This is a genomic window from Streptomyces sp. NPDC006235, assembly GCF_040613735.1.
GTDB lineage: Bacteria > Actinomycetota > Actinomycetes > Streptomycetales > Streptomycetaceae > Streptomyces.
Map to the genome: position 1 here is coordinate 56,865 of NZ_JBEXSR010000016.1, position 24,132 is coordinate 80,996.

Genomic DNA, 24,132 nt, shown 5'->3' on the forward strand with positions numbered 1-24,132 from the left:
CGTCCGCCCCCAAGCACCCCATGCGCCCCGAGCACCCCGAGCACCCGGGACACCCCGGGCCTGCCGGGCGGCGCGTGACCGCCGTGGCCCACCGGGGCGACCCCTACCGCCACCGGGAGAACACCGTCGCCTCGCTGCGTTCCGCGCTCGGCCGGGGCGCGGACGCGGTGGAGATCGACGTACGGCTCACCCGGGACGGCGTGCCCGTGCTGCTGCACGACGACACGCTGAAGCGTCTCTGGGAGCTGGAGCGGCCGGTGCTCGCGCTGTCCTGGGAGGAGGTGCGCGGGCTGACCGACGGCGGGGTCCCCACCCTGACGGAGGCGCTGGCCGCGACCGACGGCCACCGGGTGATGATCGACCTGCCCGGCTCGCCCGACGTACGGGCGGTGCGGCGGGTCACGGACGCCGTACGGGAGGCCGGGGCCGCGGACCGCGTCTACTACTGCGCGGGCGCCGACGCCATGCTCGCCGTGCGCGCGGCGGACCCGGCCGCCGAGATCGCCCTCACCTGGACGACACTGGCCCCGCCCCGGCCCGTCCTGCTGGAGGCGATCCGCCCGCGCTGGCTCAACTACCGTTTCGGCCTGGTGGACCGGCCCCTCGCCGAGCGGGTCCACCGCGACGGCTACCTGCTCTCCGTCTGGACTCCCGACACCCGGCGCTCCATGCGGCGGCTGCTGCACGCGGGAGTGGACTCGATCACGACCAACCGCATCGACGTGCTGTGCGCTACACGCGCGAGCGTTGCGGGACCGTCGCCGGATCGGCCGGGGTCGCCCGCGTGACGTACTGCGGCACCGGCGCGCTGTCGGTGCCGGTGTCGCGGACGAGGCCGTAGCGGATGGCGCCCTGGGCGGGGCCCGTGTTGACGTCCTTGTCCACGGCCGCCCAGTCGGAGGGGAAGACGGCGATGCCGTAGTCGCAGCCGCGTTCGTTCTGGGTGAGGGTGACGGTGCCGTCGACGTAGAAGTACTCGTTCTGCCACATCTGCTGGGTGCCGGGCGGCAGTACGGCGTATCCGATGTCGGGGCCGCCCATACCGGTGACGTAGCCGTTCGGGGCGCCGGGCAGCGGGTCGTCCATGCGGCGCGAGCCGCCGGAGGCCACATGGAACAGCTTGCCCTTCAGGCCGGTCCAGGTCGGCATGACCACCCCGCCGGGCCGGGCGTGCGGCGAGATCTGCCAGCGGACCAGGACATAGCCCCGGCCGCTCAGCGTCACGCTGTCGCCACGGTGTTGCATGACGGCCTTCGGGCCGCCGGTGCTGGTGACCCCGGACTCGGGGCGGCGGGGCAGGGCGGCGGGCCGGGCGTCCGGGTCGGGGGCGCGGTCGACGGCGTCGACGACCGTGCCGTACAGGTCCGCCTTCTTCGTCGCCGACGGTGAGGGCCTGGGGGTGGGGCTGGGGCTGGGCGTGGCGGAGGGCGGCGGTTCGGACGTGGCCGTGGCCGTGGGGGTGACCGCGGCCCGGGGAGGCGGGGTGTGAGGCGGCTGGGTGACGACGTACGCGCCGCCCGCCACGATCGTCGCGCCGGCGGTCATCGCGACGGCCGGTTTGGTGAGCGCGCCCAGCAGCTTGGCGGACCACCCGGCGGAGGTGGCGGCCACGGCCGTCTTGCCGCCGAAGGCGAGCGACAGGGTGAACCCGACGGGCAGCGGGACGAGCGCGATGCCGACCAGGAGGCGTTCCGCCGGTACGACCGTCTCGCGGGTGTCGCCGCAGTAGCCGCAGCCGCGGATGTGCCGGGCCAGCCGCTTGCGCCACACCGAGTCGGGCCGGCCGTCCCACCGGCCGGTCAGTTCGCGCAGGCCGGGGCAGGCGCCGTCCAGGGCGCGGACGATGCCGCGCGAGGTCTCCAGGCGCTCCTTCATCCGCTGGACGCGCACGGCGGCGTGCTGCCGGGTGATGCCGACGGCGGCGGCCAGCTCGCGCCGGGTCAGTTCGCCCGCGACCTCCAGCCACCACAGCGACAGCAGTTGCCGGTCCTCGTCGTCGAGCCAGCGCACGGCCTCGGCGACCTCGCGCCGCTGCCCCTCCAGCTGGAGCCGCAGCACGGTCAGTTCGGCGAAGTCGGAGGCCGCCGGCTCCTCCAGCCGCTCCGGGGTGCGGCGCCGGGCCCGGTCGCGTATCTGGCGCATGGCGATCGCCACCAGCCAGGATCGGAAGCTGTCCGGGTCGCGCAGCGAACCGAGGTGGTCGACCGCGCGCAGCATGGTCTCCTGCACGACGTCGTCGACGTCGGCGTGGCCGTTCAGGGCCCGGCCCACGATGTTGTAGACCAGCGGCAGCCAGCCCGCGACCAGTTCGTCCAGCGCCTGCCGGTCGCCGGCCTGCGCCGCCGTGATGACGGCGCGCCAGTGCTGACTGTCCACGGTGGCCTCTCGCCGGCTGAGATCAGTACTTTTCCGCACGCACCCTCTCAGGCAGGACGGGGGTCTTGGCTATGTGGGGGATCACATGCGGGGAGACGGCGTGAAGGTTCTCGGGATAACAGTTTTTCTCAGCCGCCGAACGCCGGGGCGGCGGTCGCCGGGGCAGTCAGCGCCTCCAGCCGCTTGATCCGCTGCCGGACGACGTACAGCGGGATCACCCCGAGCACTCCGAAGGCCATGTCGATCACCGACCACCAGAAGGGGATCTGACGGATAGGTCCGCAGATCAGGGCGAGCGGGATGATCCCCGCGCAGGCGATCATCCCGAACTCGACGACCCAGATGTTGCGGACCGGGTCGCGGTAGGGCCCGTAGAAGGCGACCGCGATCACCAGGTGCGCGAAGGCCAGCCAGTCCGTGCCGTAGAGGAGGAAGGGGTACTCGGCGTCGGCCTCGTCGAGCCCGGCCCGGACCCGCTCGATCCAGTCCGTCAGCCCGGGCAGGTAGTCACCCACGGACAGCGCGTGCAGCAGGTCCTCGGTCCAGCGCAGTTCGTGTACGAGGGGAAAGGCCGTGGCGCCGCTGAGCACCAGGCACACGACGAAGAAGACCAGCCACGCACGGATGCCCTTCAGCAGGGCGGCTCTGTCGCTCATGGCGGCACTCTACGCCTGTGTTGAACATGTTCAAAAACAGTTCCGCGGGCAGACGAACGGCCCCGGGCGGCATCAGCGCCCGGGGCCGTCGGAACAGAACGGAGTGACTACGCGTCCAGCGACGTCATCACGTGCTTGATCCGCGTGTAGTCGTCGAAGCCGTACCCCGACAGGTCCTTGCCGTAGCCGGACTTCTTGAAGCCGCCGTGCGGCATCTCGGCGACCAGCGGGATGTGCGTGTTGATCCAGACGCAGCCGAAGTCGAGCTTCTTGGACATCCGCATGGCGCGGCCGTGGTCCTTGGTCCACACGGAGGAGGCGAGCGCGTACTCGACGCCGTTGGCCCACTCCACCGCCTGGTCCTCGTCGCGGAACGACTGCACGGTGATGACCGGGCCGAAGACCTCCTTCTGGATGATCTCGTCGTCCTGCTTCAGGCCCGAGACGACGGTCGGCGCGTAGAAGTAGCCCTTGTCGCCGACCCGCTTGCCGCCGGCCTCCACGCGCGCGTGCGCGGGCAGCCGCTCGATGAAGCCCTCGACCTGCTTGAGCTGGTTGGGGTTGTTGAGCGGGCCGAACAGCACGTCCTCGTCGTCCGGCTGCCCGGTCTTCGTCTCGGCGGCGGCCTTCGACAGCGCGGAGACGAACTCGTCGTGGATGGACTCGTGGACGAGGACGCGCGTGGCGGCCGTGCAGTCCTGGCCGGCGTTGAAGTAGCCCGCGACCGAGATGTCCTCGACGGCCTTGGCGATGTCGGTGTCCTCGAAGACCACGACCGGCGCCTTGCCGCCCAGCTCCAGGTGGACGCGCTTGACGTCCTTGGCCGCGGACTCGGCGACCTGCATGCCGGCCCGTACGGAACCGGTGATGGAGGCCATCGCCGGGATCTCGTGCTCGACCATCAGGCGGCCGGTCTCGCGGTCGCCGCAGATGACGTTGAAGACGCCCTTCGGCAGGATTCCGCCGAGGATCTCCGCGATCAGCACCGTGGACGCCGGGGTGGTGTCGGACGGCTTCAGCACGACCGTGTTGCCCGCCGCGATCGCCGGGGCGAACTTCCACACGGCCATCATCATCGGGTAGTTCCACGGCGCGACCTGCGCGCAGACGCCGACCGGCTCGCGGCGCACGATGGAGGTCAGGCCCTCCATGTACTCACCGGCCGAGCGGCCCTCGAGCATCCGCGCCGCGCCCGCGAAGAAGCGGATCTGGTCGACCATCGGCGGGATCTCCTCGGAGCGGGTCAGCCCGACCGGCTTGCCCGTGTTCTCCACCTCGGCCGCGATCAGTTCCTCGGCGCGCTCCTCGAAGGCGTCCGCGATCTTCAGCAGGGCCTTCTGGCGCTCGGCGGGCGTGGTGTCGCGCCAGCCGGGGAAGGCCTCGGCGGCCGCCGCCATCGCGGCGTCCACGTCCGCCTGCCCGGACAGCGGAGCGGTCGCGTACGCCTCGCCCGTCGCGGGATTGACCACCTCGGTGGTCCGTCCGTCGGCGGCGTCCCGGAACTCACCGCCGATGTAGTTGCGCAGACGACGCAGCTCGGTGCTCACTGCCGGCCCTCCAGTTCGGATGTCCAGTACTTGAGACACCCACCCTAATCGGCCGACCCACGTTTTCAACACCCCCGCTCCCTTCGATCGTGCGGAATCCGCAGGAGTCGGCTACTGAAACAACGGATTTCATCGATCGAGGCTTGCGGAAGTGTCGAGACCTCGTGCACAGTGACCTCGTGGCCAGTCGAAGCGCAGACCAGAAGGGCTCGCGGGAGCACCGCGAGTCCTCCCGCGAGTCCAGGAACGGCAGCTCGCCCCAGCTGGACGCCGTCTCCCTCGCCATCATCGAGCAGCTCCAGGAGGACGGCCGCCGGCCGTACGCCGCCATCGGCAAGGCCGTGGGCCTGTCCGAGGCGGCCGTGCGCCAGCGCGTCCAGAAGCTGCTCGACCAGGGCGTGATGCAGATCGTCGCCGTCACGGACCCGCTCACCGTGGGTTTCCGCAGACAGGCGATGGTCGGCGTCAACGTCGAGGGCGACGTGGAGTCGGTGGCGGACGCGCTCACGGCCATGTCCGAATGCGAGTACGTGGTGATGACCGCAGGCTCATTCGACCTGATGGTGGAGATCGTCTGCGAGGACGACGACCACCTCCTGGAGGTCATCAACAAACGCATCCGGGCCGTCCCCGGAGTGCGCTCCACCGAGAGCTTCGTCTACCTCAAGCTCAAGAAGCAGACCTACATGTGGGGAACCCGATAACCGTGAGGACCCGATAGCCGTGAGCAAGGACCTCTCCCAGACTGCGTACGACCACCTGTGGATGCACTTCACGCGCATGTCGTCGTACGAGAAGTCCCCCGTCCCCACCATCGTCCGGGGCGAGGGCACGTACATCTACGACGACCAGGGCAAGCGCTACCTCGACGGTCTCGCCGGCCTGTTCGTGGTGCAGGCCGGGCACGGCCGCGTCGAGCTCGCCGAGACCGCCTTCAAGCAGGCGCAGGAGCTGGCGTTCTTCCCGGTGTGGTCCTACGCCCACCCCAAGGCCGTCGAGCTGGCCGAGCGCCTCGCGCACCACGCACCGGGCGACCTGAACAAGGTCTTCTTCACCACCGGCGGCGGTGAGGCGGTCGAGACGGCCTGGAAGCTCGCCAAGCAGTACTTCAAGCTGGTCGGCAAGCCCACCAAGCACAAGGTCATCTCCCGCGCGGTCGCCTACCACGGCACCCCGCAGGGCGCCCTGTCCATCACCGGGCTGCCCGCTCTGAAGGCGCCCTTCGAGCCCCTGGTGCCGGGCGCCCACAAGGTCCCGAACACGAACATCTACCGGGCGCCGATCCACGGCGACGACCCCGAGGCCTTCGGCCGCTGGGCCGCCGACCAGATCGAGCAGCAGATCCTCTTCGAGGGCCCGGACACGGTCGCCGCGGTCTTCCTGGAGCCGGTGCAGAACGCGGGCGGCTGCTTCCCGCCCCCGCCCGGCTACTTCCAGCGGGTGCGCGAGATCTGCGACCAGTACGACGTGCTGCTCGTCTCCGACGAGGTCATCTGCGCCTTCGGCCGGCTGGGCACGTACTTCGCCTGCGACAAGTTCGACTACGTCCCGGACATGATCACCTGCGCCAAGGGCATGACCTCGGGCTATTCCCCCATAGGCGCGTGCATCGTCTCCGACCGCCTCGCCGAGCCGTTCTACAAGGGCGACAACACCTTCCTGCACGGCTACACCTTCGGCGGCCACCCGGTCTCCGCGGCCGTGGGCCTGGCCAACCTCGACCTGTTCGAGCGCGAGAACCTCAACCAGCACGTGCTGGACAACGAGGGCAACTTCCGCGCCACCCTGGAGAAGCTCCACGACCTGCCGATCGTCGGCGACGTCCGCGGCAACGGCTTCTTCTACGGCATCGAGCTGGTCAAGGACAAGGACACCAGGGAATCCTTCGACGCGGACGAGACCGAGCGGGTCCTGTACGGCTTCCTCTCCAAGAAGCTGTACGAGAACGGCCTGTACTGCCGGGCCGACGACCGCGGCGACCCGGTCGTCCAGCTCGCCCCGCCGCTGATCTCCGACCAGTCGACGTTCGACGAGATCGAGCAGATCCTGCGCGCCACGCTGTCGGAGGCGTGGACGAAGCTGTGACCCCGCGTCGCTCCGATCGTCTGCATGAATGATCAACACCGGCCCCGGTGCCGCCCGTTCGAGTGAGAAACGGCGGTCCGGGGCCGCGTGCTGTCCGGCGTCCCGCCGCCTTCTGCCTAGCGTGCCAGTGACCGATCGGCCCTGCCTTCGTTCCCCCGCACGGGGGATTGGCACGGGAACTACGGATCTGAACCGAGGTGTACGCCCATGGAGGCCCCGCCGGACAACGACGTGCTCTGGGCACGCGCCCTGCACTTCCAGCACGACGACGGCTCCCCCGCGCTCAGCGGTGTCTCGCTCGGCGTCCGGGAGGGCGAGATCCTCGCCGTCAGCGGCCCGCGCGGCAGCGGCAAGACCACCCTGCTGCGGTGCCTGTCCGGCCTGGTGCCCGTCCGGCGCGGCGAGGTCTGGTTCAACAGCGTGCCCGTGCACACCATGGGCCCCCTCACCCGCGAGCGGCTGCGCCGCGACCGCTTCGGCTGGATCGACCCGGCTCCCTCGCTGGTCCCGGAGCTCAACGCCTGGGAGAACACCGCCCTGCCGCTGATGCTGCGCGGCACCAGCAGGCGCCGTGCCAAGAAGGCGGCCCTGGAGTGGCTGGAGCGCCTGGACATCGGCGAGGGCGCCCGCAAACGCCCGCACCAGCTGGTGCAGGCCGAGCGGCAGCGGGTGTGCATCGCCCGTGCCCTCGCCCCCGCCCCGTCGGTCCTGTTCGCCGACGAGCCCACGGCGCCCCTGCACCGCGCCGACCGCGCCCATGTGCTGCGCACCCTCACCACGGCGGCCCGCTCCCACGGCATCACGGTCGTCCTGGCCACGCACGACGCGGAGACCGCGGGGCTCGCCGACCGCACGGTGTCCCTGCTCGACGGGCGGCGCGTGCAGACGGTGCACCTGCCGCCGGTCGGCGGGCCCACCGAGACGGAAGGCCGGGCCGCGTGCTCGCTCTCCGTCTGACCCGCGGCGCCCACCCCGCCGTCCAGCTGCGCCGCCTGCTGGTCGCGGCGGCCTCGGCGGGGACGGGTTTCCTGTTGCTCTGCGCCCTCGGCTACGCGCTGAACCACCCCGGTGCCACCGGCGCCGCCCTGCTGCGGCTCGCCTGGTGCGTGGCCCCCTTGGCCGCCACGGTGTACTTCGCGGTCGCGGTGGCCCGCACCGACCCCGCCACGAAGCCCCGCACCGGCCTCTCCGCGATCGGACTCGGCCCGCTGCGCCTGATGGCCCTCTCGGCGACGACGACGGCCCTGTCCTGCGTCCTGGGGTCGGTGCTGGCCCTGCTGGTCTTCCTGCACCTGCGCGGCGACCTGACGGGCATGCCGTTCGACGGCGCGGCCGCCGAGTCGCTCGCGGCGGGCCACCCGCTGCCGCTGCCGGGAGCCCTGATGCTGCTCGCGCTCGTTCCCGGAGCGGCGTCGGTGACGGTGGCCCTGGTGCTGCGGCCGAGGGAGGCGGGCCCGGCCCCGGCCCGGCCCGCCGGGACGTACGGCCGTTTCGGTGCGTACCGGCGCACCGCCACACGCGAGACCTTCGGGGCGTACGGCCGATTCGGCCGGCAGATCATCCGGCCCACGGACGGTCGTGCCACCGAGCCCTCCGCAGCGGCCGGGGCCGGGCAGCAGAACGCGCAGCACGGCGGGCCGTCTCCGGCGCGGACGGGCGGGTCCGTCCCGGCATCGGCCGCGGGCCCGACCGCGCGGGGCGCCGGGAGCACGGTGAGCGCGGTCGAGGACCCGGCCGAGCCGTCCGGGTCCCGGACGGCGGCACAGGGCACCGTGAGCGCCGTGATCCCGGCCGGCAGCGCCGCACACGCGGCCGCAGACGCCGCCCGGCAGTCCGCCCGGCACGCGGCGGCACCGGACGGCGACGGCGAGCCCGCCGCTTCCACCGCCGCCGCTTCCGACGCGGCACTGCCGGAAACAGCCCTGCCCGCAACCGCCCTGCCGGACAACGCCCCCACCGCCGCCCCCTCCGGCCTCCCCTGGGGCATCACCGTCCTGGCCGCGGGTCTCGCCGTGGAGACGTACACGAGCCGCACCTCCCCCACGCCCCCCGACCTCACCTTCTCCGGTGCCTCCCCGGGCGTCCTGGCGGGCTGGGCCCTGGCCGCCGCCGGTCTGGCCCTGGCCGGGCCGGGCCTGACCCATCTGTGCGGACGGCTGCTCCAGTCGGCCCGCCCCGGCGCCCTCCGGCTCCTGGCCGGCCGGATCCTCATGGCCGAGGCCGCCCGGATCGGCCGCCCCCTGGGCGTGGTCTGCGCGGTGCTGGCGGCGGCGTACGCCATGGCGCTGCTGCACGCCCCGGACGGACTGTCCCTCGGTCCGCTCACCACGCTCGGCATGCTGCTGGTGACCGGCTGCACCGTGGCGACGCTGCTCACGGCCGCCGTCGAAGCCCGTCAGGCCCGCGCCGACACCACCGCCGCCCTGCTGCGGCTCGGCGCCCCCGCGACGATGCTCCGCAGCGCCGCCGCCCTCCGCGCGGGCGCCCTGCTCGCCCTGTTCGGCCCGCTCACTCTCACTGTCGCCGAACTGGCGGCGCTGCCGCTGGCCCGCTGACGCCGGTCCGCTGAAAACTCGTGCGAAAAAAATCTCCGCACGGCGATGAGTTCCGCTCAGGCCCCCGGTCTATCCCCGCGTAACGACACACACCCGATGGGAGAGACCTCGCATGTACCAGCAGATGATCTTCGTGAACCTGTGCGTCAGCGACCTGGACGCCTCGAAGAAGTTCTTCACGGAGCTCGGCTACTCGATCAACGAGCAGTTCAGCGACGACAGCACCGCCTCGGTCGTGATCAGCGAGACCATCGTGGTGATGGTGCACACCAAGGAGAAGTACGCCCAGTTCACCAAGAAGGAGATCGCGGACGCGAAGAAGACCAGCGAGGTGCTGATCGCGCTCAGCTCCGAGAGCCGCGAGAAGGTCGACGAGCTGGTCGAGAAGGCGGTCGCGGCGGGCGGTTCCGTCTCCGGCGAGACGCAGGACCACGGGTTCATGTACGGCCGCGCCTTCGACGACCCGGACGGCCACACCTTCGAGGTCGTGTGGATGGACCCGACGGCCGTCGAGGGCTGAGGCGCGCTGTGCCAGCATGGGCGCGTGCAGACGATGCCCGCCCATGCGGCCCACCATGACGACCGTGAGATCGAGACGCTCGAGGAGTTCGACGCGACCGTCGCGGCGCGCGGCACGCTCGCCGGTCACCGCGTCCAGGCCGTCGACCTGACGGACCGTACGCGCGAACTGCTCGGCACGGACACCACGGGCGCCGTCTTCCTCGGCTGCGCGATGCGCGAGGAGGCCGCCGCGAAGATCCGCACGGACGGCGCCCTGGTCTTCCCGCCGGTCCCGGACCTGCCCTTCGACCCGTATCGCGGCCATGTCTACTCGCCGGACGAGCTCTTCGAGTCGCTGCCGGACGGCTACGAGGCCACGCCCGACGCCCAGGCCTACGCCTGGTTCCAGCGCACGAAGGCGGACCGGGACATCTACGCCTCCATGCTGCGCGCGGTCCACGACGACTCCGTCTCGGACGCGCTCGACGAACTCCTGTCCGGCGTCCGGGTCGTGGGCGTGATGGGTGGCCACGCGATGGCCCGTGGCACACAGGAGTACGCGGGGGCGGCGCGGCTCGGCCGGGAGCTGGCCCGGGCCGGTCTCACGGTCGCCACGGGCGGCGGTCCGGGCGCGATGGAAGCCGCGAACCTCGGCGCGTACGCCGCCCCGTTCGGCGACGAGATGCTCGCCGAGGCGCTCGAACTGCTCGCCAAGGCACCGCACTTCACGCCGTCGATCACCCAGTGGGCGGCGGCCGCCTTCGAGATACGCGCGCGCTGGCCGCAGGGCGGGCGTTCCGTGGGGATCCCGACCTGGTTCTACGGCCACGAGCCGCCGAACGCCTTCGCGTCGCACATCGCCAAGTACTTCGCCAACGCCACCCGCGAGGACGGCCTGCTGGCCCGGTCCAACGCGGGCGTGGTGTTCCTGCCGGGCGCCGCCGGGACCGTCCAGGAGATCTTCGACAACGCGACGCCCAACTACTACGAGTCGCGCGGCGAGCCGACGCCGATGGTGCTCGTGAACCGGGCGCACTGGACGGAGAAGCTGCCGACGTGGCCGTTGCTCCAGTCGCTGGCCAGGGGCCGTTCGATGGAGGCCCGGATCGCGCTCGTGGAGCGGATCGAGGAGGCGCCGGAGGCGTTGAAACGTCTCGGCGGTTAATAAGCTGGCAAAGCAAGTGCTTGCAGCCTGCATATGCGTTGACACTACTTATGCGACGCTTATAGACCTGAGAGCCTCCCGGTAGTGCTGATGTTCAGTCAGCGCTGCCTCCACCCCCCGCATTTGCGCATCCTGTAAAGGACAAACGTGGCAGTTCTGTCCCTATCACGCCGTACGGCTTCGCGCCGTACCGTCGCACGTTCCGTGCGGATCCTCGGTGTCGTCTCCGCCTCGGCCGCGCTCGCGCTCGGTGCCGCCGGCAACGCGCTCGCCTGCAACATCAACGAGTTCTCGGCCGAGGCGAAGTGCGAGGGTGACAAGGGCGTCATCACCGTCACCGACGTGGACCCCGCCGGCGTCCCGGCGACGATCACCGTGTACCTGGAGAACAACGGCGCCGATGTGAAGAAGGTCGGCGAGCAGGTGGTCAAGGGCTCGCGCGAAGGCACCACCATCACCTTCGCCGAGAACTGGAAGCCGAACGCGGAGTACCGCATCCACGTGAAGGCCACTCCGTACGTCGACGAGGACATCAAGCCGAACCTCGTCACCCCGGCCACGGCCTGCAAGAAGGAAGAGGAGAAGCCGCCGGCGACCCCGCCGGCCACGCCGACCCCGTCGGCCTCCCCGTCGAAGCCGGCCGAGGAGACCGACACCCCGGCTCCGTCGCCGTCGGAGAGCGAGAGCACCACGCCGGCGGGCAACGCGCCCGCGCCCGCGGCCGGTGACTCCAACCTCGCCGAGACCGGTGCCGACTCCAACACCGGCATCATCGCCGGCATCGCGGCGGCCCTGGTCGTCATCGGTGGCGGCGCCGTGTTCTTCGGCATGCGCCGTCGTGGGGCGAACAGCAGCGACAGCTGACGCCTGCGCACACCGTGATGTGGCCCGTCCCGTGATCCCTGGGGCGGGCCACGTCCCGTCTCACCCGAACGTCGCCCGCTCCAGCCAGAACTCCAGCAGTTCCCGCTCCCCCAGCACCTCCAACTCCGGTGCGTCCAGCGGCAGCCGGCGGTAGAACGCGAGCAGGATGGGGGTGAGCGGTCCGCGCAGGGCGACGGTGGCCTTCTCGTGGCCGCGGCGCCAGGTGACGCCGGCTTCGGTGAGTTCGATGAGCCACTCGGCGTCGAGGTCGGCGCCGGTGTCGGTGGCGTGCAGGTGGATGCTGCGGCCCGGCCCGCGCAGTTCCCGCGTCGTGTCGTGCGGTGCCGTCCGCTGGACGAACTCGACGATCTGGAGCCACTCGTCGATCGCGTCGGCGGCCACGTCGGGCGCGACCTCGTAGGGCAGTCCGGCGGCGAGCGCGGCGTCCGCGCGGTGCACGGTGATCTCGTGGGTCATCCGGCGGGCCCAGAACCCGGAGTTGAGGATCCCCGCCCAGCTCCACACCTTCGTGTCCGGCCCGGCCTCCCGCAGCGCCGCGACGACCTGCTCACCGCCCTCCGCCAGCCATGCGTCCAGTACGGCGGCGTCACCCCGGGTTCCGGGTCCGGCGAGGCCGGGCACCCGCTCCTCGGGCACCTCCTCCTCGGCCCGGGTCCGCACGATGAACTCCACCCAGCGCAGAGCCCCGCCCATGTGCCGGACCAGGTCCTCCAGCGACCAGTCAGGGCAGGTGGGCACGGTGCCGGACAGATCCGCGCCGGAGGTGACCACGGACCTCAACAGACCCACCTGGTGGGCGATTTCGTCGCAGTAGCGGTCGTGTGCGAGTAACGTCATGCCCGCACCCTAAGCGGCAGCAGATCAGTCGAGCACCACGATTTCGGCGGCGTCGAACTCCACCCCCACCTCGTCCCCCGGCTCCGGCGCCACACGCAGCGCACAGGCGGCCTCCAGGCGCGGGGCGTCCTCGGGCTGGAGGTGGACGGCGACATGGGTGCCCTTGAAGGTGCGCGCGGTCACCGTGCAGCGCAGGCCCGTACCGGCGGGCACCAAGCGCACACCGGCGGGCCGCACGAGCAGGGTCCGCGTGCCCTGCGAGGCATCCTCCGGCACCGGCACCTTGCCCCACGGCGTGTCCGCGGCCTCCGCCCCGACCGTCGCCTCGACGACGTTCTCGAAGCCGAGGAAGCGAGCCACGAACGCGTCGGCCGGCCGCTGCCACACCTCAAGAGGCGTACCGGACTGGGCGATCCGCCCGTCCCGCATCACCACGACCCGGTCGGCCAGCGCGAAGGCCTCCCCCTGGTCGTGCGTCACGGCGAGCACGGTCGTGCCCAACCGGCCGAACAACTCCTTCAGTTCGACGACCAGCCGCTCCCTGAGCGAGCGGTCGAGCTGGCCCAGCGGCTCGTCCAGCATCAGCAGCCGGGGGCTCGGCGCCAGGGCCCGGGCCAGCGCCACGCGCTGCTGTTCCCCGCCGGACAGCGCCGCGACGGCCCGGCGGGACGCGCCCGGCAGTCCGACCAGGTCCAGCAACTCCTGTACCCGGTCGGCCTGTTGCCGCTTCGACGTCCCGTGCATGCGCAGCCCGAAGGCGACGTTGCCGCCCACGTCCCGCTGCGGGAACAGCTGGTGGTCCTGGAACATCAGCCCGACCCCGCGCCGGTGCGCGGGCACGCCGGCCTGGTCGCGCCCGTCGAGCACGACCTGCCCGGAGTCGAGCGGCTGGAGCCCCGCCACGACCCGCAGCAGCGTCGACTTGCCGCTGCCGCTGGGCCCGAGCACACACACGACCTCGTGCTCGGCGACCTCCAGATCGACGGCGTCCAGCACGGCACGCCCGCCGAAACGGACCGTCGCACCCTCCAGGGCCAGCAGCATCAGAACTCCCCGCTCCGGTCGGTGCGAAGCCTCTCCAGCACGAGCAGGGCCACGGCGCACACCACCATCAGAATCGTCGAAAGGGCCATCGCCTGGCCGTAGTTCAGCTCCCCGGGCCGCCCCAGCAGCCGCGCCACCGCCACCGGCAGCGTCGGGTTGTCGGGCCGCGCGATGAACACCGTCGCCCCGAACTCCCCGAGCGACACCGCGAAGGCGAACCCGGCGGCGATCAGCAGCGCCCGCCTCACCATCGGCAGATCCACCTCGCGCCACACCCGCCAGGGCGAGGCACCCAGCACCGAGGCCGCTTCCCGCAGCCGCACGTCCACCGCCCGCAGCACGGGCAGCATCGTCCGCACGACGAACGGCACACCGACCAGCGCCTGCGCGAGCGGCACCAGGATCCAGGTGGCCCTCAGATCCAGCGGCGGCTCGTCCAGGGCGATCAGGAACCCGAAGCCCACGGTCACCGCGGACACCCCGAGCGGCAGCATCAGCAGCGCGTCGAAGCCGCGCACGAACCGCCCGGCGTCCCGGCGGGTGAGCGCGACGGCGGCGAGACCGCCGATCACCACGGCGATGGCGGTCGCGGCGACAGCGTACTCCAGTGAGTTGCCGATCGCCTCGATCGGCGCCACCAGGAACACCCCGCCGTCGTCCCTGGTCAGCGCCCGGTAGTAGCCGAACCCGGGCGCGTCCAGCGAACGCTGCACCAGCACGGCGAGCGGCAGCACGAGCAGCACGACGGCGGTGACGAGCACCCCGCCCAGCAGCGCCCACTGCCCCGTGCCGCGCGGCCGGCGCGCGGTCACGGACGGGTCCACCAGCCGCAGCGCGGTCTCCCGCCGCCGTACGGTCCAGGCGTGCAGGGCGAGGATCGCGCCCACCGCGACGAACTGGATCAAGGTCAGCACGGCCGCCGTGGACAGGTCGAAGATCTCCGACGTCTGCCGGTAGATCTCCACCTCCAGCGTCGAGAAGGTCGGCCCGCCGAGGATCTGGACGACGCCGAAGGAGGTGAAGGTGAACAGGAAGACCATGAGCGCGGCGGCGGCCACGGCGGGCGCGAGCGCGGGCAGCGTGACCTGCCGCCAGGCCCGCAGCGGCGACGCGCCGAGCATCCGTGCGGCCTCCTCCTGCCGCGGGTCGAGCTGCGCCCAGAGCCCGCCGACGGTCCGCACGACGACCGCGTAGTTGAAGAAGACGTGCGCGAGCAGGATCGCCCACACGGTGGTGTCCAGGCGGACGCCCCACAGCTCGTCCAGCAGCCCGCCCCGACCGACCAACGCGAGGAAGGCCGTACCGACGACGACCGTCGGCAGCACGAACGGCACGGTCACGACCGCCCGCAGGACCTGCTTGCCCGGGAAGTCGAAGCGCGCGAAGACATACGCGCCGGGCAGCGCGACCAGCAGCGTGAGCACCGTCGAGACGACCGCCTGCCAGGTGGTGAACCACAGGACGTGCCGGACGTCGGACTGCGCCAGCACCTCCCCGATCCGCCCGAACCGCCAGACCCCGTCGGCCTCCAGACCGCGCGCGACGATGGCGGCGACGGGGTAGGCGAAGAAGACCGCGAAGAACGCGACGGGCACGGCGATCAGCCCGAGCCGCGCCGCGCTCCCGCGCCGGTCCCTGCGGACGGCCGCTTCGGTCGGTCCGGTTACCTCAGTACGAGTGAAGTCCACGACTTGACCCACTGGTCACGGCGGTCGGCGATCTTCGCCGGGTCCATGGTCTCCGGGTCCTTCGCCTGCGGCCCGTACTTCTTGAACTCCGGCGGCACCTGGGCGCCCTCGCGCACCGGGTACACGTACATGTTGAGCGGCATGTCCTCCTGGAACCGCTCGCTGATCAGGAAGTCGAGGAGCGCCTTGCCGCCCTTGGTGTTCTCGGCGTTGCTCAGCAGCCCGGCGTACTCGACCTGCCGGAAGCAGGTGCCCTGCGCGACCCCGGTCGGTGCCGCGGCGGGCTTCGGGTCGGCGTAGACGACCTCGACGGGAGGCGAGGAGGCGTACGACACGACGAGCGGCCGGTCGCCCTTGGCCTTCTTGCCGCCGGCCGAGCCGGAGAACTCCTCGTTGTAGGCCTGCTCCCAGCCGTCGACGACCTTCACGCCGTTGGCCTTGAGCTTCTTCCAGTAGCCCTCCCAGCCCCCGTCGCCGTACTTCGCGGCGGTGCCGAGCAGGAAGCCGAGGCCGGGCGAGGAAGTGGAGGCGTTCTCGGTGACCAGGAGGTTCTTGTACTCGGGCTTGACCAGGTCGTCGAAGCTGCGCGGCGGGTCGAGCTTGTGGTCGGCGAAGTACTTCTTGTCGTAGTTGACGCAGATGTCGCCGGTGTCGATGGGCGTGACCCGGTGCTTGTCCTGGTCGGCCCGGTACTCCGGCGCGATCCGGTCCGAGCCCTTCGCCTCGTACGGCTGGAACAGGCCGTTGTCGAGGGCGCGGGACAGCAGCGTGTTGTCGACGCCGAAGAAGACGTCGCCCTGCGGGTTGTCCTTGGTCAGGATGGCCTTGTTCACGGCCTGCCCGGCGTCGCCGTCCTTGAGGACGTCGACCTTGTAGCCGGACTGCTTCTCGAAGGCCGCGATGACGTCCTTCGAGGCGGCCCACGAGTCGTGGCTGACCAGGGTCACGGTCTTGGAGTCGCCGGACCCCTGGCCGCCGTCGGACGACCCGCACGCGGCGAGCGTTCCGGCCATGCCGAGCCCGACGGCCACCGCCGTCAGCCGCTTGATGTTGTGGCTCACTGGATTCCTCCTGGAGGACCAGGAGAAGACGCGGCCCTGCCCGGGATCTCTGGGAGTCCCGGGCAGGGCGCAACAGCTCGAGTGATGACCGATCTCCCTACCCAGAATGACCTGGGCCAGGTTCGGAGGGTCTGCGGCCGTGTGCCGCACTCTCAGCGCTGTGGCGCTCCCCTGTCGGAATATGAAGGTGTCGGAAAATACGGTTGTGCTTACGCCGGTCAGACTACCGTTCGGTGGCCGCGAGCTGACCACACGCCCCGTCGATCTCCTGACCACGGGTGTCCCGGATCGTCACCGGCACACCATGGGCGGCGATGGCCTCCACGAACGCCTTCTCGTCCTCCGGCCGGGAAGCCGTCCACTTCGACCCGGGCGTCGGGTTGAGCGGGATCAGGTTCACGTGCACGGGCCTGCCCTTGAGCATCCGCCCGAGCCGGTCACCGCGCCAGGCCTGGTCGTTGATGTCCCGGATCAGGGCGTACTCGATGGACAGCCGGCGCCCGGACTTGGCGCTGTACTCGAAGCCGGCGTCCAGCACCTCCCGGACCTTCCACCGCGTGTTCACGGGGACGAGGGTGTCGCGCAGCTCGTCGTCGGGGGCGTGCAGCGAGATCGCGAGCCGGCACTTGAGGCCCTCGTCGGCGAACCGGTGGATGGCCGGGACGAGACCGACCGTCGAGACGGTGATCCCGCGCTGCGACAGCCCCAGCCCGTCGGGCTCGGGGTCGGTGAGCCGCCGGATGGAGCCGAGGACCCGGTTGTAGTTGGCGAGCGGCTCACCCATGCCCATGAAGACGATGTTGCTGAGCCGCGCCGGCCCGCCGGGGACCTCCCCGTCCCTGAGGGCCCGCATACCATCGACGATCTGATGCACGATCTCGGCGGTGGACAGATTCCGGTCGAGCCCCGCCTGCCCGGTCGCACAGAACGGGCAGTTCATCCCGCACCCGGCCTGCGAGCTGATGCACATGGTCACCCGGTCCGGGTAGCGCATCAGCACGGACTCCACGAGCGTCCCGTCGAACAGCCGCCACAGCGTCTTGCGCGTGGTGCCCTGGTCGGTCGACAGATGCCGCACGACGGTCATCAACTCGGGAAGCAGCGCCTCCTGCAGCCGACCCCGGGAGCCGGCCGGAATATCGGTCCACTGCTCCGGATCGTGCGCGTACCGCGCGAAGTAGTGCTGCGAGAGCTGCTTGGCACGAAACGGCTTCTCCCCGACAGCGACCACGGCCTCCTTGCGCTCGGCAGGAGTGAGGTCGGCGAGATGCCGCGGCGGCTTCTTGGCTCCGCGCGGGGCGACGAAAGTGAGTTCTCCGGGTGCAGGCATAACCCATCCAGTGTGGCAGATCAACTCTGGTGCCCCGGGTCGGAGCGGGGTGGGCCCGGTCACCTGTGATCGCCATCTGCCATGGCCAGGCCTCGGCTCTGCCAGTCATTGCGGACCACGTACGGGATCTTGAGAGCACGAGCAGCCCATGACAGGCTCATGCCGCATGATCGATGAGTTCGCGAAAGACAACCTGCACGGGAGACTGCGGCGGGACCGCGAGGCGCTGCTCTGGAAACTCGACGGCTTGTCCGAGTACGACGCCCGCCGACCTTTGACAGCGACCGGGACCAACCTCCTCGGCCTGGTCAAACACGTGGCCACCGTCGAGGCCAGGTACTTCGGCGAGGTCTTCGCCCGCCCTTCCCCGGAACCGCTGCCCCGGTGGCAGGACCACAACGGCAGCGATCTGTGGGCGACCGAGGACGAGACCCACGATCAGATCATCGGGTTCTACCGGCGCACGTGGAAACACTCGGACGCGACGATCAACGAGCTTCCCCTCGACGCCCCCGGCCACGTGCCGTGGTGGCCGGAGCCTTCTCCCAACACGAACCTGTTCGCCGTCATGGTCCATGTCCTCGGCGAGTCCATCCGGCATGCCGGGCACGCCGACATCCTGCGCGAGAGCCTCGACGGCCGGACCGGCGTGCGCGCCGAACACGAGCAGCAGATCGACGAGGAAGCCCGTGCAGCCTACTGCGCGAAGATCGAGCAGGCCGCCAGGTCGGCCGCACCGATCAACGCTCGGAGGTTGTCCCCCGTGACGTGATGTTCGTACGGCATGATGCCGGTCGTGGGTGCTGATCCGGCCGTCACACGTCGGCCGTACCCCTCAGAGGCCCTGCTCTCCCGTGTGCTCCAGCCGGTCCTTCAGGATCTGCTCGTTGCGCGGCAGTTCCTTGCGGACCTGGGGGCGCACGACGAGCGGGACGAGGACCTTGCCTACGCCGTGGCCCTCGAAGTCGACCTCGATCGTCACGTGGGAGCGGCGTCCCTCGTCGAACGGCTCGACCTCGCCGTGCACCCGCGCCCGGACGGGGCCGTCGACACCCCGCATCCCCCAGCTGTGCGGCGGGTCGTACTCCGTGACCTCCATGGTCATCGGCATGACCCGGCGGCCGACGTGCCGGGTGACCCGCATCCGGGAGCCGACACCGACCGGCCCCTCGTCGAGGCGTTCCGCGGACACCGCGCTCAGCTGCCACTCCGGCAGCCGCTCGGCGTCCGTGACGTAGTCGTAGACGTCCTCGGGACGCCGGTCGACATCGATGGTCTGTCGAATGCTGGACATGATGTCCCCCTTTGGGATGTACACCTGAATCGTCCCACTTGGAGACGTCGCAGGCACCTCCGCGCCATGACAGCCATGACAGCGAGCCCCCGCCGGTCACCCGACGGGGGCTCGCCGCACAGCCGTATCGCCTCAGCCGGACCCGACGAAGAGCACGAGCAACAGCCACACCACCGGAGCCGTGGGCAGCAGTGAGTCCAGCCGGTCCATGATGCCGCCGTGCCCCGGCAGCAGCGTGCCCATGTCCTTGATGCCGAGGTCCCGCTTGATCATGGACTCGCCGAGATCGCCCAGCGTGGCGCTGACCGCGACCGCGAGGCCGAGCACCAGGCCCTGCCACCAGGCACCGTCGTCGATGAGGAACTGCATGCACAGCGCGCCCACGACCATCGCGAAGGAGATCGCGCCGAGCAGACCCTCGCGGGTCTTGCCTGGGCTGATGCGCGGGGCGAGCTTGTGCCGGCCGAAACGCCAGCCGACCGCGTAGGCACCGGTGTCGCTGACGACCGTGAGCAGCAGGAACGTGAGCACCCGCTGCGCCCCGTCGTCCGCCGTCAGCATCATCGCGACGAACGTCGCCAGGAACGGCACGTAGAACGCCGCGAAGACGCCTGCCGTGACGTCCCTGAGGTAGTTCTCGGGCGGTTCCGTCATGCGCCACACCAGCACGGCCAGTGCCGTGAGCGCCATGGCGACCCAGGCGCCCTCGCCGCCCCGGACGTACCCGGCGACGACCATCGCGGCACCGCCGAGCGCGAGCGGCACGAGGGGCGCACGGATGCCCTTGCGTTCGTCCAGCCGCTTGGTCAGCTCCCACAGGCCCACCACGACGGCGACCGCGATCACACCGACGAACACGGCCTTGACGACGAACAGCGACGCGACGATCACCGCGCCGAGCCCGACTCCGACCCCTATCGCGGCACTCAAGTCGCGACCCGCGCTCTTCTTCTGCGGCTTGGGTGCCGGCTCTGCGGCGTCGGGCATGGGCTCCGGATTCGTCTCGTTCCGGACCGGAGAGCCGCTCAGCCGAGCAGCCCCCCGGTCGTCATCCTGGTTTCCGCCGTATGCGGCTACGTCGGGCGCGATGGGCATGGGGCGGGTCTGGGGCGCTTCATGCGCATCGTATGCGGGACCCGCCGGAGCGGCTCCCTGGACGTGCCCCTGGCCAGGGGGGTGGGCATGCCCATTCCCATGGGCGTGGGAGTGCCCATGGGAATGCCCTTGGTCGGTGGGCCCCCAGTACCCGGCCTGTGGCGGCGCCCCCCAGGAAGAGTCGTTCATCAGACCTCGAGCAGCTCCGCTTCCTTGTGCTTCAGGAGCTCGTCCACCTGCGCCACGTACTTGTGGGTGGTGTCGTCGAGCTCCTTCTCCGCACGGCGGCCCTCGTCCTCGCCGATCTCGCCGTCCTTGATCAGCTTGTCGATGGCGTCCTTGGCCTTGCGGCGCACGGAGCGGATGGAGACCTTGGCGTCCTCACCCTTGCTCTTGGCGACCTTGATGTACTCGCGGCGGCGCTCCTCGGTCAGCTCGGGGAACACCACCCGGATGATGTTGCCGTCGTTGCTCGGGTTGACGCCGAGGTCCGAGTCGCGGATCGCCTGTTCGATGTTGCGCAGCGCGCTCTTGTCGAACGGGGTCACCACGGCCATGCGCGGCTCGGGCACCGAGAACGAGGCCAGCTGGTTGATCGGGGTCGGCGCGCCGTAGTACTCGGCCACGATCTTGTTGAACATCGCCGGGTGCGCACGGCCGGTGCGGATCGCGGCGAAGTCCTCCTTGGCGACCACGACGGCCTTCTCCATCTTCTCCTCGGCCTCGAGGAGGGTCTCTTCGATCACCACTTGCTCCTGCGTGTCTTGAGTAGGCCCGGCTGCGGTTCCATGTGGGGCGGCGGCCGGCTGCGTCGCGTCTTCTTCCTGCACGGTTCCCGACCGGGTGGACATTGTCCATCCCCCGGCCCGGCTCCGTCCCGTCCGTCCCCCGGACGGGGTTGTTCTCGGGTCTCAGTCCCGGCTGCCGGGGTCCCCCACCAGCGTGCCGATCTTCTCACCCTTGACGGCACGTCCGATGTTGCCCTCCGCCAGCAGCTCGAAGACCACGATCGGGAGCTTGTTGTCGCGGCACAGCGTCACGGCCGTGGCGTCGGCGACCTTCAGGTCACGGGTGATGACCTCGCCGTAGCCGAGGTGGTCGAACTTCACGGCGTCCGGGTTGGTCTTCGGGTCGGAGTCATAGACCCCGTCCACGCCGTTCTTGCCCATCAGCAGCGCCTCCGCGTCGATCTCCAGGGCGCGCTGGGCGGCGGTGGTGTCGGTCGAGAAGTACGGCATGCCCATACCGGCACCGAAGATGACCACACGGCCCTTCTCCAGGTGCCGCACGGCGCGCAGCGGGATGTACGGCTCGGCGACCTGCCCCATGGTGATGGCGGTCTGCACCCGGCAGTCCACCCCCACCTTCTCCAGAAAGTCCTGGAGGGCCAGGCAGTTCATGACCGTGCCGAGCATGCCCATGTAGTCGGAGCGGGCCCGGTCCATGCCGCGCTGCTGGAGCTCGGCACCGCGGAAGAAGTTGCCGCCGCCGATGACGACCGCGATCTGCGCGCCGTCGCGTACGACGGCCGCGATCTCGCGGGCGATCTTGTGCACCACGTCGGGGTCGACGCCCAGGCCCCCACCGCCGGAGAAGGCCTCTCCGGACAGCTTCAGCAGAAACCGGCCGCGCACTTTGCCGTCGTCGCTCTTCTGGGCCTTGGTGGTCATGGGGGATCCCGCCTCTTTCACGTGGTGCACATACGAAGAAGGCCATTGCCGGTGGGGCGTGGTTCGCATCCCATACGGCAATGGCCTCCTCGTCAGATCTGCTGTCGTCCGCCACCCCTGTGACGGCGTACCGGGACGACTGCTGCCGACCCTATCGGGGTCGGGCGTCGATCGCGGTACGGACTCAGATGCCGACCTTGATGCGCGAGAAGCGCTTCAGGGTGACACCGGCCTCGTCCAGAACCTTCTGGACGGACTTCTTGTTGTCGAGCGCGTAGGGCTGGCCGAGCAGCGTGGCGTCCTTGAAGAAGCCGTTGAGGCGACCCTCGACGATCTTCGGCAGGGCGGCCTCGGGCTTGCCCTCGGCGCGGGTGGTCTCCTCGGCGACGCGGCGCTCGGACTCGACGACCTCGGCCGGGACGTCCTCCTTGGAGAGGTACTTCGGCGCGAAGGCGGCGATGTGCTGGGCGACGCCCTTGGCGATCTCGGCGTTCGGCTTGTCCAGCTCGACGAGGACACCGATCTGCGGGGGCAGGTCGGGCATCGTGCGGTGCATGTACGCGGTCACGTAGCCGTCGGCGAACTGCGCGAAGCGGTCCAGGACGATCTTCTCGCCCAGGTTGGCGTTGGCCTCGTCCACGAACGCCTGGACGGTCTTGCCGGCCTCGATCTCGGAGGCGAGCAGGGCCTCGAGGTCGGCCGGGGAGGTCTTGGCGACGTGCTCGGCGATGGCCGTGGCCACGGCCTGGAACTTCTCGCCCTTGGCGACGAAGTCCGTCTCGCACTTCAGCTCGACGATGACACCGGAGGAGTTGTCGTCGGCGATGATCGAGACGACGGCACCGTTCTCGGCGGAACGGCCCTCGCGCTTGGCGACGCCCTTCTGGCCCTTGATGCGGAGCGCCTCGACGGCCTTCTCGACGTTGCCCTCGGCCTCGTCCAGCGCCTTCTTGCAGTCCATCATGCCGGCGCCCGTGAGCTCACGGAGCTTCTTGACGTCGGCGGCGGTGTAGTTCGCCATGAGTCTGTGAATCTCTCTCGAAGTCTGGAAGATCGAAGATCTGCGGATGCGCTCCATGGAGCCGGAGCGCACTGTCCTGCCGCTGACCTACGGGTGAACGGCGGGAGCGGACTTCACACCGCGCCGAAGGCGCTGGTGATGCCGTACCGCTCCCGCCGTCACCTCGGACTGACGGGTCAGGCCTGCTCGGCCTCGGCGGCCTTCTCGCCCTCGGCCGGCTTCTCGGCCTCGGCGGCGGGGGCGGCCTCGGCGGCCGGAGCAGCCTCGGCGGCCGGAGCGGCCTCAGCGGCGGGGGCAGCCTCGTCGGCCTTCTTCTCGCCCTCGAGCAGGTCGCGCTCCCACTCGGCCAGCGGCTCGCCCGCGGCCTTCTCGCCCTTGCCCTCGGTGGCGACACCGCTGCGGGCGATGAGGCCTTCGGCGACGGCGTCCGCGATGACGCGGGTGAGCAGGGTGACGGAGCGGATCGCGTCGTCGTTGCCCGGGATCTTGTAGTCGACCTCGTCGGGGTCGCAGTTGGTGTCGAGGATCGCGACGACCGGGATGTTCAGCTTCCGGGCCTCACCAACGGCGATGTGCTCCTTCTTGGTGTCCACGATCCAGACGGCGCTGGGCACCTTCTGCATCTCGCGGATACCGCCGAGGGTCTTCTCCAGCTTGGCCTTCTCGCGCGAGAGCACGAGAAGCTCCTTCTTGGTCAGACCGGACGCGGCGACGTCCTCGAAGTCGATCTGCTCGAGCTCCTTGAGGCGCTGCAGACGCTTGTAGACGGTCGAGAAGTTGGTGAGCATGCCGCCCAGCCAGCGCTGGTTGACGTAGGGCATGCCGACGCGGGTGGCCTGCTCGGCGATGGCCTCCTGCGCCTGCTTCTTCGTACCGACGAACATGACCGTGCCACCGTGGGCGACGGTCTCCTTGACGAACTCGTAGGCGCGGTCGATGTACGACAGCGACTGGAGCAGGTCGATGATGTAGATGCCGTTGCGCTCCGTGAAGATGAAGCGCTTCATCTTCGGGTTCCAACGACGGGTCTGGTGACCGAAGTGGACGCCGCTCTCCAGCAGCTCCCGCATCGTGACGACGGCCATGGCCGTATCTCCTTGTGCTTCTCGGTTGTGCCGCGGATGCCGGATGGCCTCCGCGCCTGACGCCCGCTGCGCGCCGTGCCACGAGGGACCGAGGGGCGCTGATACGGCCCGTTGCCGGGGTGCGTATCGGGGCGTGCGAAGTCGACCCGGTGACCCGGATCGCCACCAGAAGTGTACGGGACCCGCGGGGCACCGGGTGACGCCGATCTCCACAACCGGGCGGCGGTCCACAGCCGG

The 24,132-nt window shown here is 70.5% G+C and carries 23 protein-coding genes and 1 riboswitch; of the genes, 9 read left to right on the forward strand and 14 right to left on the reverse strand.

Annotated features, from left to right (window positions below; all coding sequences use genetic code 11):
- Positions 1-20: 20 nt before the first annotated feature.
- Positions 21-788 (forward strand): glycerophosphodiester phosphodiesterase, encoded by a 768-nt coding sequence (locus ABZ192_RS20270; protein WP_356925922.1) that lies wholly within the window; start codon positions 21-23, stop codon positions 786-788.
- Here ABZ192_RS20270 and ABZ192_RS20275 read toward each other — a convergent pair.
- From ABZ192_RS20275 to ABZ192_RS20285, 3 genes are all read right to left on the reverse strand, one after another.
- The gene (locus tag ABZ192_RS20275) at positions 733-2,376 is read right to left on the reverse strand and encodes a sigma-70 family RNA polymerase sigma factor (protein WP_356925837.1); all 1,644 of its coding nucleotides are present in this window, start codon (positions 2,374-2,376) and stop codon (positions 733-735) included. The two genes, ABZ192_RS20270 and ABZ192_RS20275, sit on opposite strands and share 56 nt — an antisense overlap.
- 128 nt (positions 2,377-2,504) lie before the next feature.
- A complete protein-coding gene (locus ABZ192_RS20280; RefSeq protein WP_356925838.1) occupies positions 2,505-3,032 on the reverse strand; it encodes a hypothetical protein in 528 nt (175 codons plus the stop codon).
- Positions 3,033-3,139: 107 nt separating this feature from the next.
- A complete protein-coding gene (locus tag ABZ192_RS20285) occupies positions 3,140-4,579 on the reverse strand; it encodes a gamma-aminobutyraldehyde dehydrogenase (protein ID WP_356925839.1) in 1,440 nt (479 codons plus the stop codon).
- 164 nt (positions 4,580-4,743) lie between these two features.
- On the opposite strand from ABZ192_RS20285, the gene ABZ192_RS20290 reads away from it, so the two are divergent.
- From ABZ192_RS20290 to ABZ192_RS20320, 7 genes are all read left to right on the forward strand, one after another.
- Positions 4,744-5,283: an Lrp/AsnC family transcriptional regulator gene (locus ABZ192_RS20290; protein WP_356925840.1), complete on the forward strand. Its 540-nt coding sequence runs from the start codon at positions 4,744-4,746 to the stop codon at positions 5,281-5,283.
- Between the two features lie 19 nt (positions 5,284-5,302).
- Entirely contained in the window at positions 5,303-6,664 is a 1,362-nt protein-coding gene (locus ABZ192_RS20295) for an aspartate aminotransferase family protein (RefSeq protein WP_356925841.1), read from the forward strand.
- A 207-nt stretch (positions 6,665-6,871) separates the two neighbouring features.
- Positions 6,872-7,621, forward strand: a complete 750-nt coding sequence (locus tag ABZ192_RS20300) for an ATP-binding cassette domain-containing protein (RefSeq protein ID WP_356925842.1) — start codon at positions 6,872-6,874, stop codon at positions 7,619-7,621.
- Positions 7,603-9,219: a hypothetical protein gene (locus ABZ192_RS20305; protein ID WP_356925843.1), complete on the forward strand. Its 1,617-nt coding sequence runs from the start codon at positions 7,603-7,605 to the stop codon at positions 9,217-9,219. Before ABZ192_RS20300 ends, ABZ192_RS20305 begins: the two co-directional genes overlap by 19 nt.
- Before the next feature lie 112 nt (positions 9,220-9,331).
- Positions 9,332-9,739, forward strand: coding sequence for a VOC family protein (locus ABZ192_RS20310; RefSeq protein WP_356925844.1), 408 nt, complete (start codon positions 9,332-9,334; stop codon positions 9,737-9,739).
- Positions 9,740-9,763: 24 nt separating this feature from the next.
- Complete coding sequence (locus ABZ192_RS20315; protein ID WP_356925845.1) at positions 9,764-10,885, forward strand: LOG family protein; 1,122 nt, start codon at positions 9,764-9,766, stop codon at positions 10,883-10,885.
- A gap of 204 nt (positions 10,886-11,089) precedes the next feature.
- Positions 11,090-11,749 carry an LAETG motif-containing sortase-dependent surface protein gene (locus ABZ192_RS20320; protein ID WP_356925846.1) on the forward strand — a complete coding sequence of 220 codons (660 nt, stop codon included), beginning with the start codon at positions 11,090-11,092 and terminating at the stop codon, positions 11,747-11,749.
- Between the two features lie 60 nt (positions 11,750-11,809).
- On the opposite strand, the gene ABZ192_RS20325 is transcribed toward ABZ192_RS20320, so the two are convergent.
- From ABZ192_RS20325 to rlmN, 5 genes are all read right to left on the reverse strand, one after another.
- Entirely contained in the window at positions 11,810-12,607 is a 798-nt protein-coding gene (locus tag ABZ192_RS20325) for a maleylpyruvate isomerase family mycothiol-dependent enzyme (protein WP_356925847.1), read from the reverse strand.
- 24 nt (positions 12,608-12,631) lie between these two features.
- Entirely contained in the window at positions 12,632-13,651 is a 1,020-nt protein-coding gene (locus ABZ192_RS20330; protein ID WP_356925848.1) for an ABC transporter ATP-binding protein, read from the reverse strand.
- Positions 13,651-15,252, reverse strand: coding sequence for an iron ABC transporter permease (locus ABZ192_RS20335; RefSeq protein WP_356925923.1), 1,602 nt, complete (start codon positions 15,250-15,252; stop codon positions 13,651-13,653). The genes ABZ192_RS20330 and ABZ192_RS20335 overlap by 1 nt, the downstream gene beginning before the upstream one ends.
- A 62-nt stretch (positions 15,253-15,314) precedes the next feature.
- Entirely contained in the window at positions 15,315-16,352 is a 1,038-nt protein-coding gene (locus tag ABZ192_RS20340; protein ID WP_356925924.1) for a thiamine ABC transporter substrate-binding protein, read from the reverse strand.
- 124 nt (positions 16,353-16,476) lie between these two features.
- A riboswitch (TPP riboswitch) is annotated at positions 16,477-16,583 on the reverse strand.
- Positions 16,584-16,623: 40 nt separating this feature from the next.
- The gene (rlmN, locus tag ABZ192_RS20345; RefSeq protein WP_356925849.1) at positions 16,624-17,730 is read right to left on the reverse strand and encodes a 23S rRNA (adenine(2503)-C(2))-methyltransferase RlmN; all 1,107 of its coding nucleotides are present in this window, start codon (positions 17,728-17,730) and stop codon (positions 16,624-16,626) included.
- Between the two features lie 166 nt (positions 17,731-17,896).
- On the opposite strand from rlmN, the gene ABZ192_RS20350 reads away from it, so the two are divergent.
- Positions 17,897-18,502: a DinB family protein gene (locus tag ABZ192_RS20350; protein WP_356925850.1), complete on the forward strand. Its 606-nt coding sequence runs from the start codon at positions 17,897-17,899 to the stop codon at positions 18,500-18,502.
- Between the two features lie 63 nt (positions 18,503-18,565).
- On the opposite strand, the gene ABZ192_RS20355 is transcribed toward ABZ192_RS20350, so the two are convergent.
- The 6 genes from ABZ192_RS20355 to rpsB all read right to left on the reverse strand — a co-directional run bounded on the left by ABZ192_RS20355 (position 18,566) and on the right by rpsB (position 23,895).
- Entirely contained in the window at positions 18,566-19,024 is a 459-nt protein-coding gene (locus ABZ192_RS20355) for an SRPBCC family protein (RefSeq protein ID WP_356925851.1), read from the reverse strand.
- Between the two features lie 132 nt (positions 19,025-19,156).
- Positions 19,157-20,308 (reverse strand): phosphatidate cytidylyltransferase, encoded by a 1,152-nt coding sequence (locus tag ABZ192_RS20360; RefSeq protein WP_356925852.1) that lies wholly within the window; start codon positions 20,306-20,308, stop codon positions 19,157-19,159.
- On the reverse strand, positions 20,308-20,865 hold the full coding sequence (frr, locus tag ABZ192_RS20365) for a ribosome recycling factor (protein WP_037669428.1): 558 nt from the start codon (positions 20,863-20,865) through the stop codon (positions 20,308-20,310). The genes ABZ192_RS20360 and frr overlap by 1 nt, the downstream gene beginning before the upstream one ends.
- A 165-nt stretch (positions 20,866-21,030) precedes the next feature.
- Positions 21,031-21,789 (reverse strand): UMP kinase, encoded by a 759-nt coding sequence (gene pyrH, locus ABZ192_RS20370; RefSeq protein WP_010044452.1) that lies wholly within the window; start codon positions 21,787-21,789, stop codon positions 21,031-21,033.
- A 184-nt stretch (positions 21,790-21,973) separates the two neighbouring features.
- Positions 21,974-22,810 (reverse strand): translation elongation factor Ts, encoded by an 837-nt coding sequence (gene tsf / locus ABZ192_RS20375; RefSeq protein WP_020272900.1) that lies wholly within the window; start codon positions 22,808-22,810, stop codon positions 21,974-21,976.
- Positions 22,811-22,986: 176 nt separating this feature from the next.
- Complete coding sequence (gene rpsB, locus ABZ192_RS20380; protein ID WP_010044455.1) at positions 22,987-23,895, reverse strand: 30S ribosomal protein S2; 909 nt, start codon at positions 23,893-23,895, stop codon at positions 22,987-22,989.
- Positions 23,896-24,132: the final 237 nt, after the last annotated feature.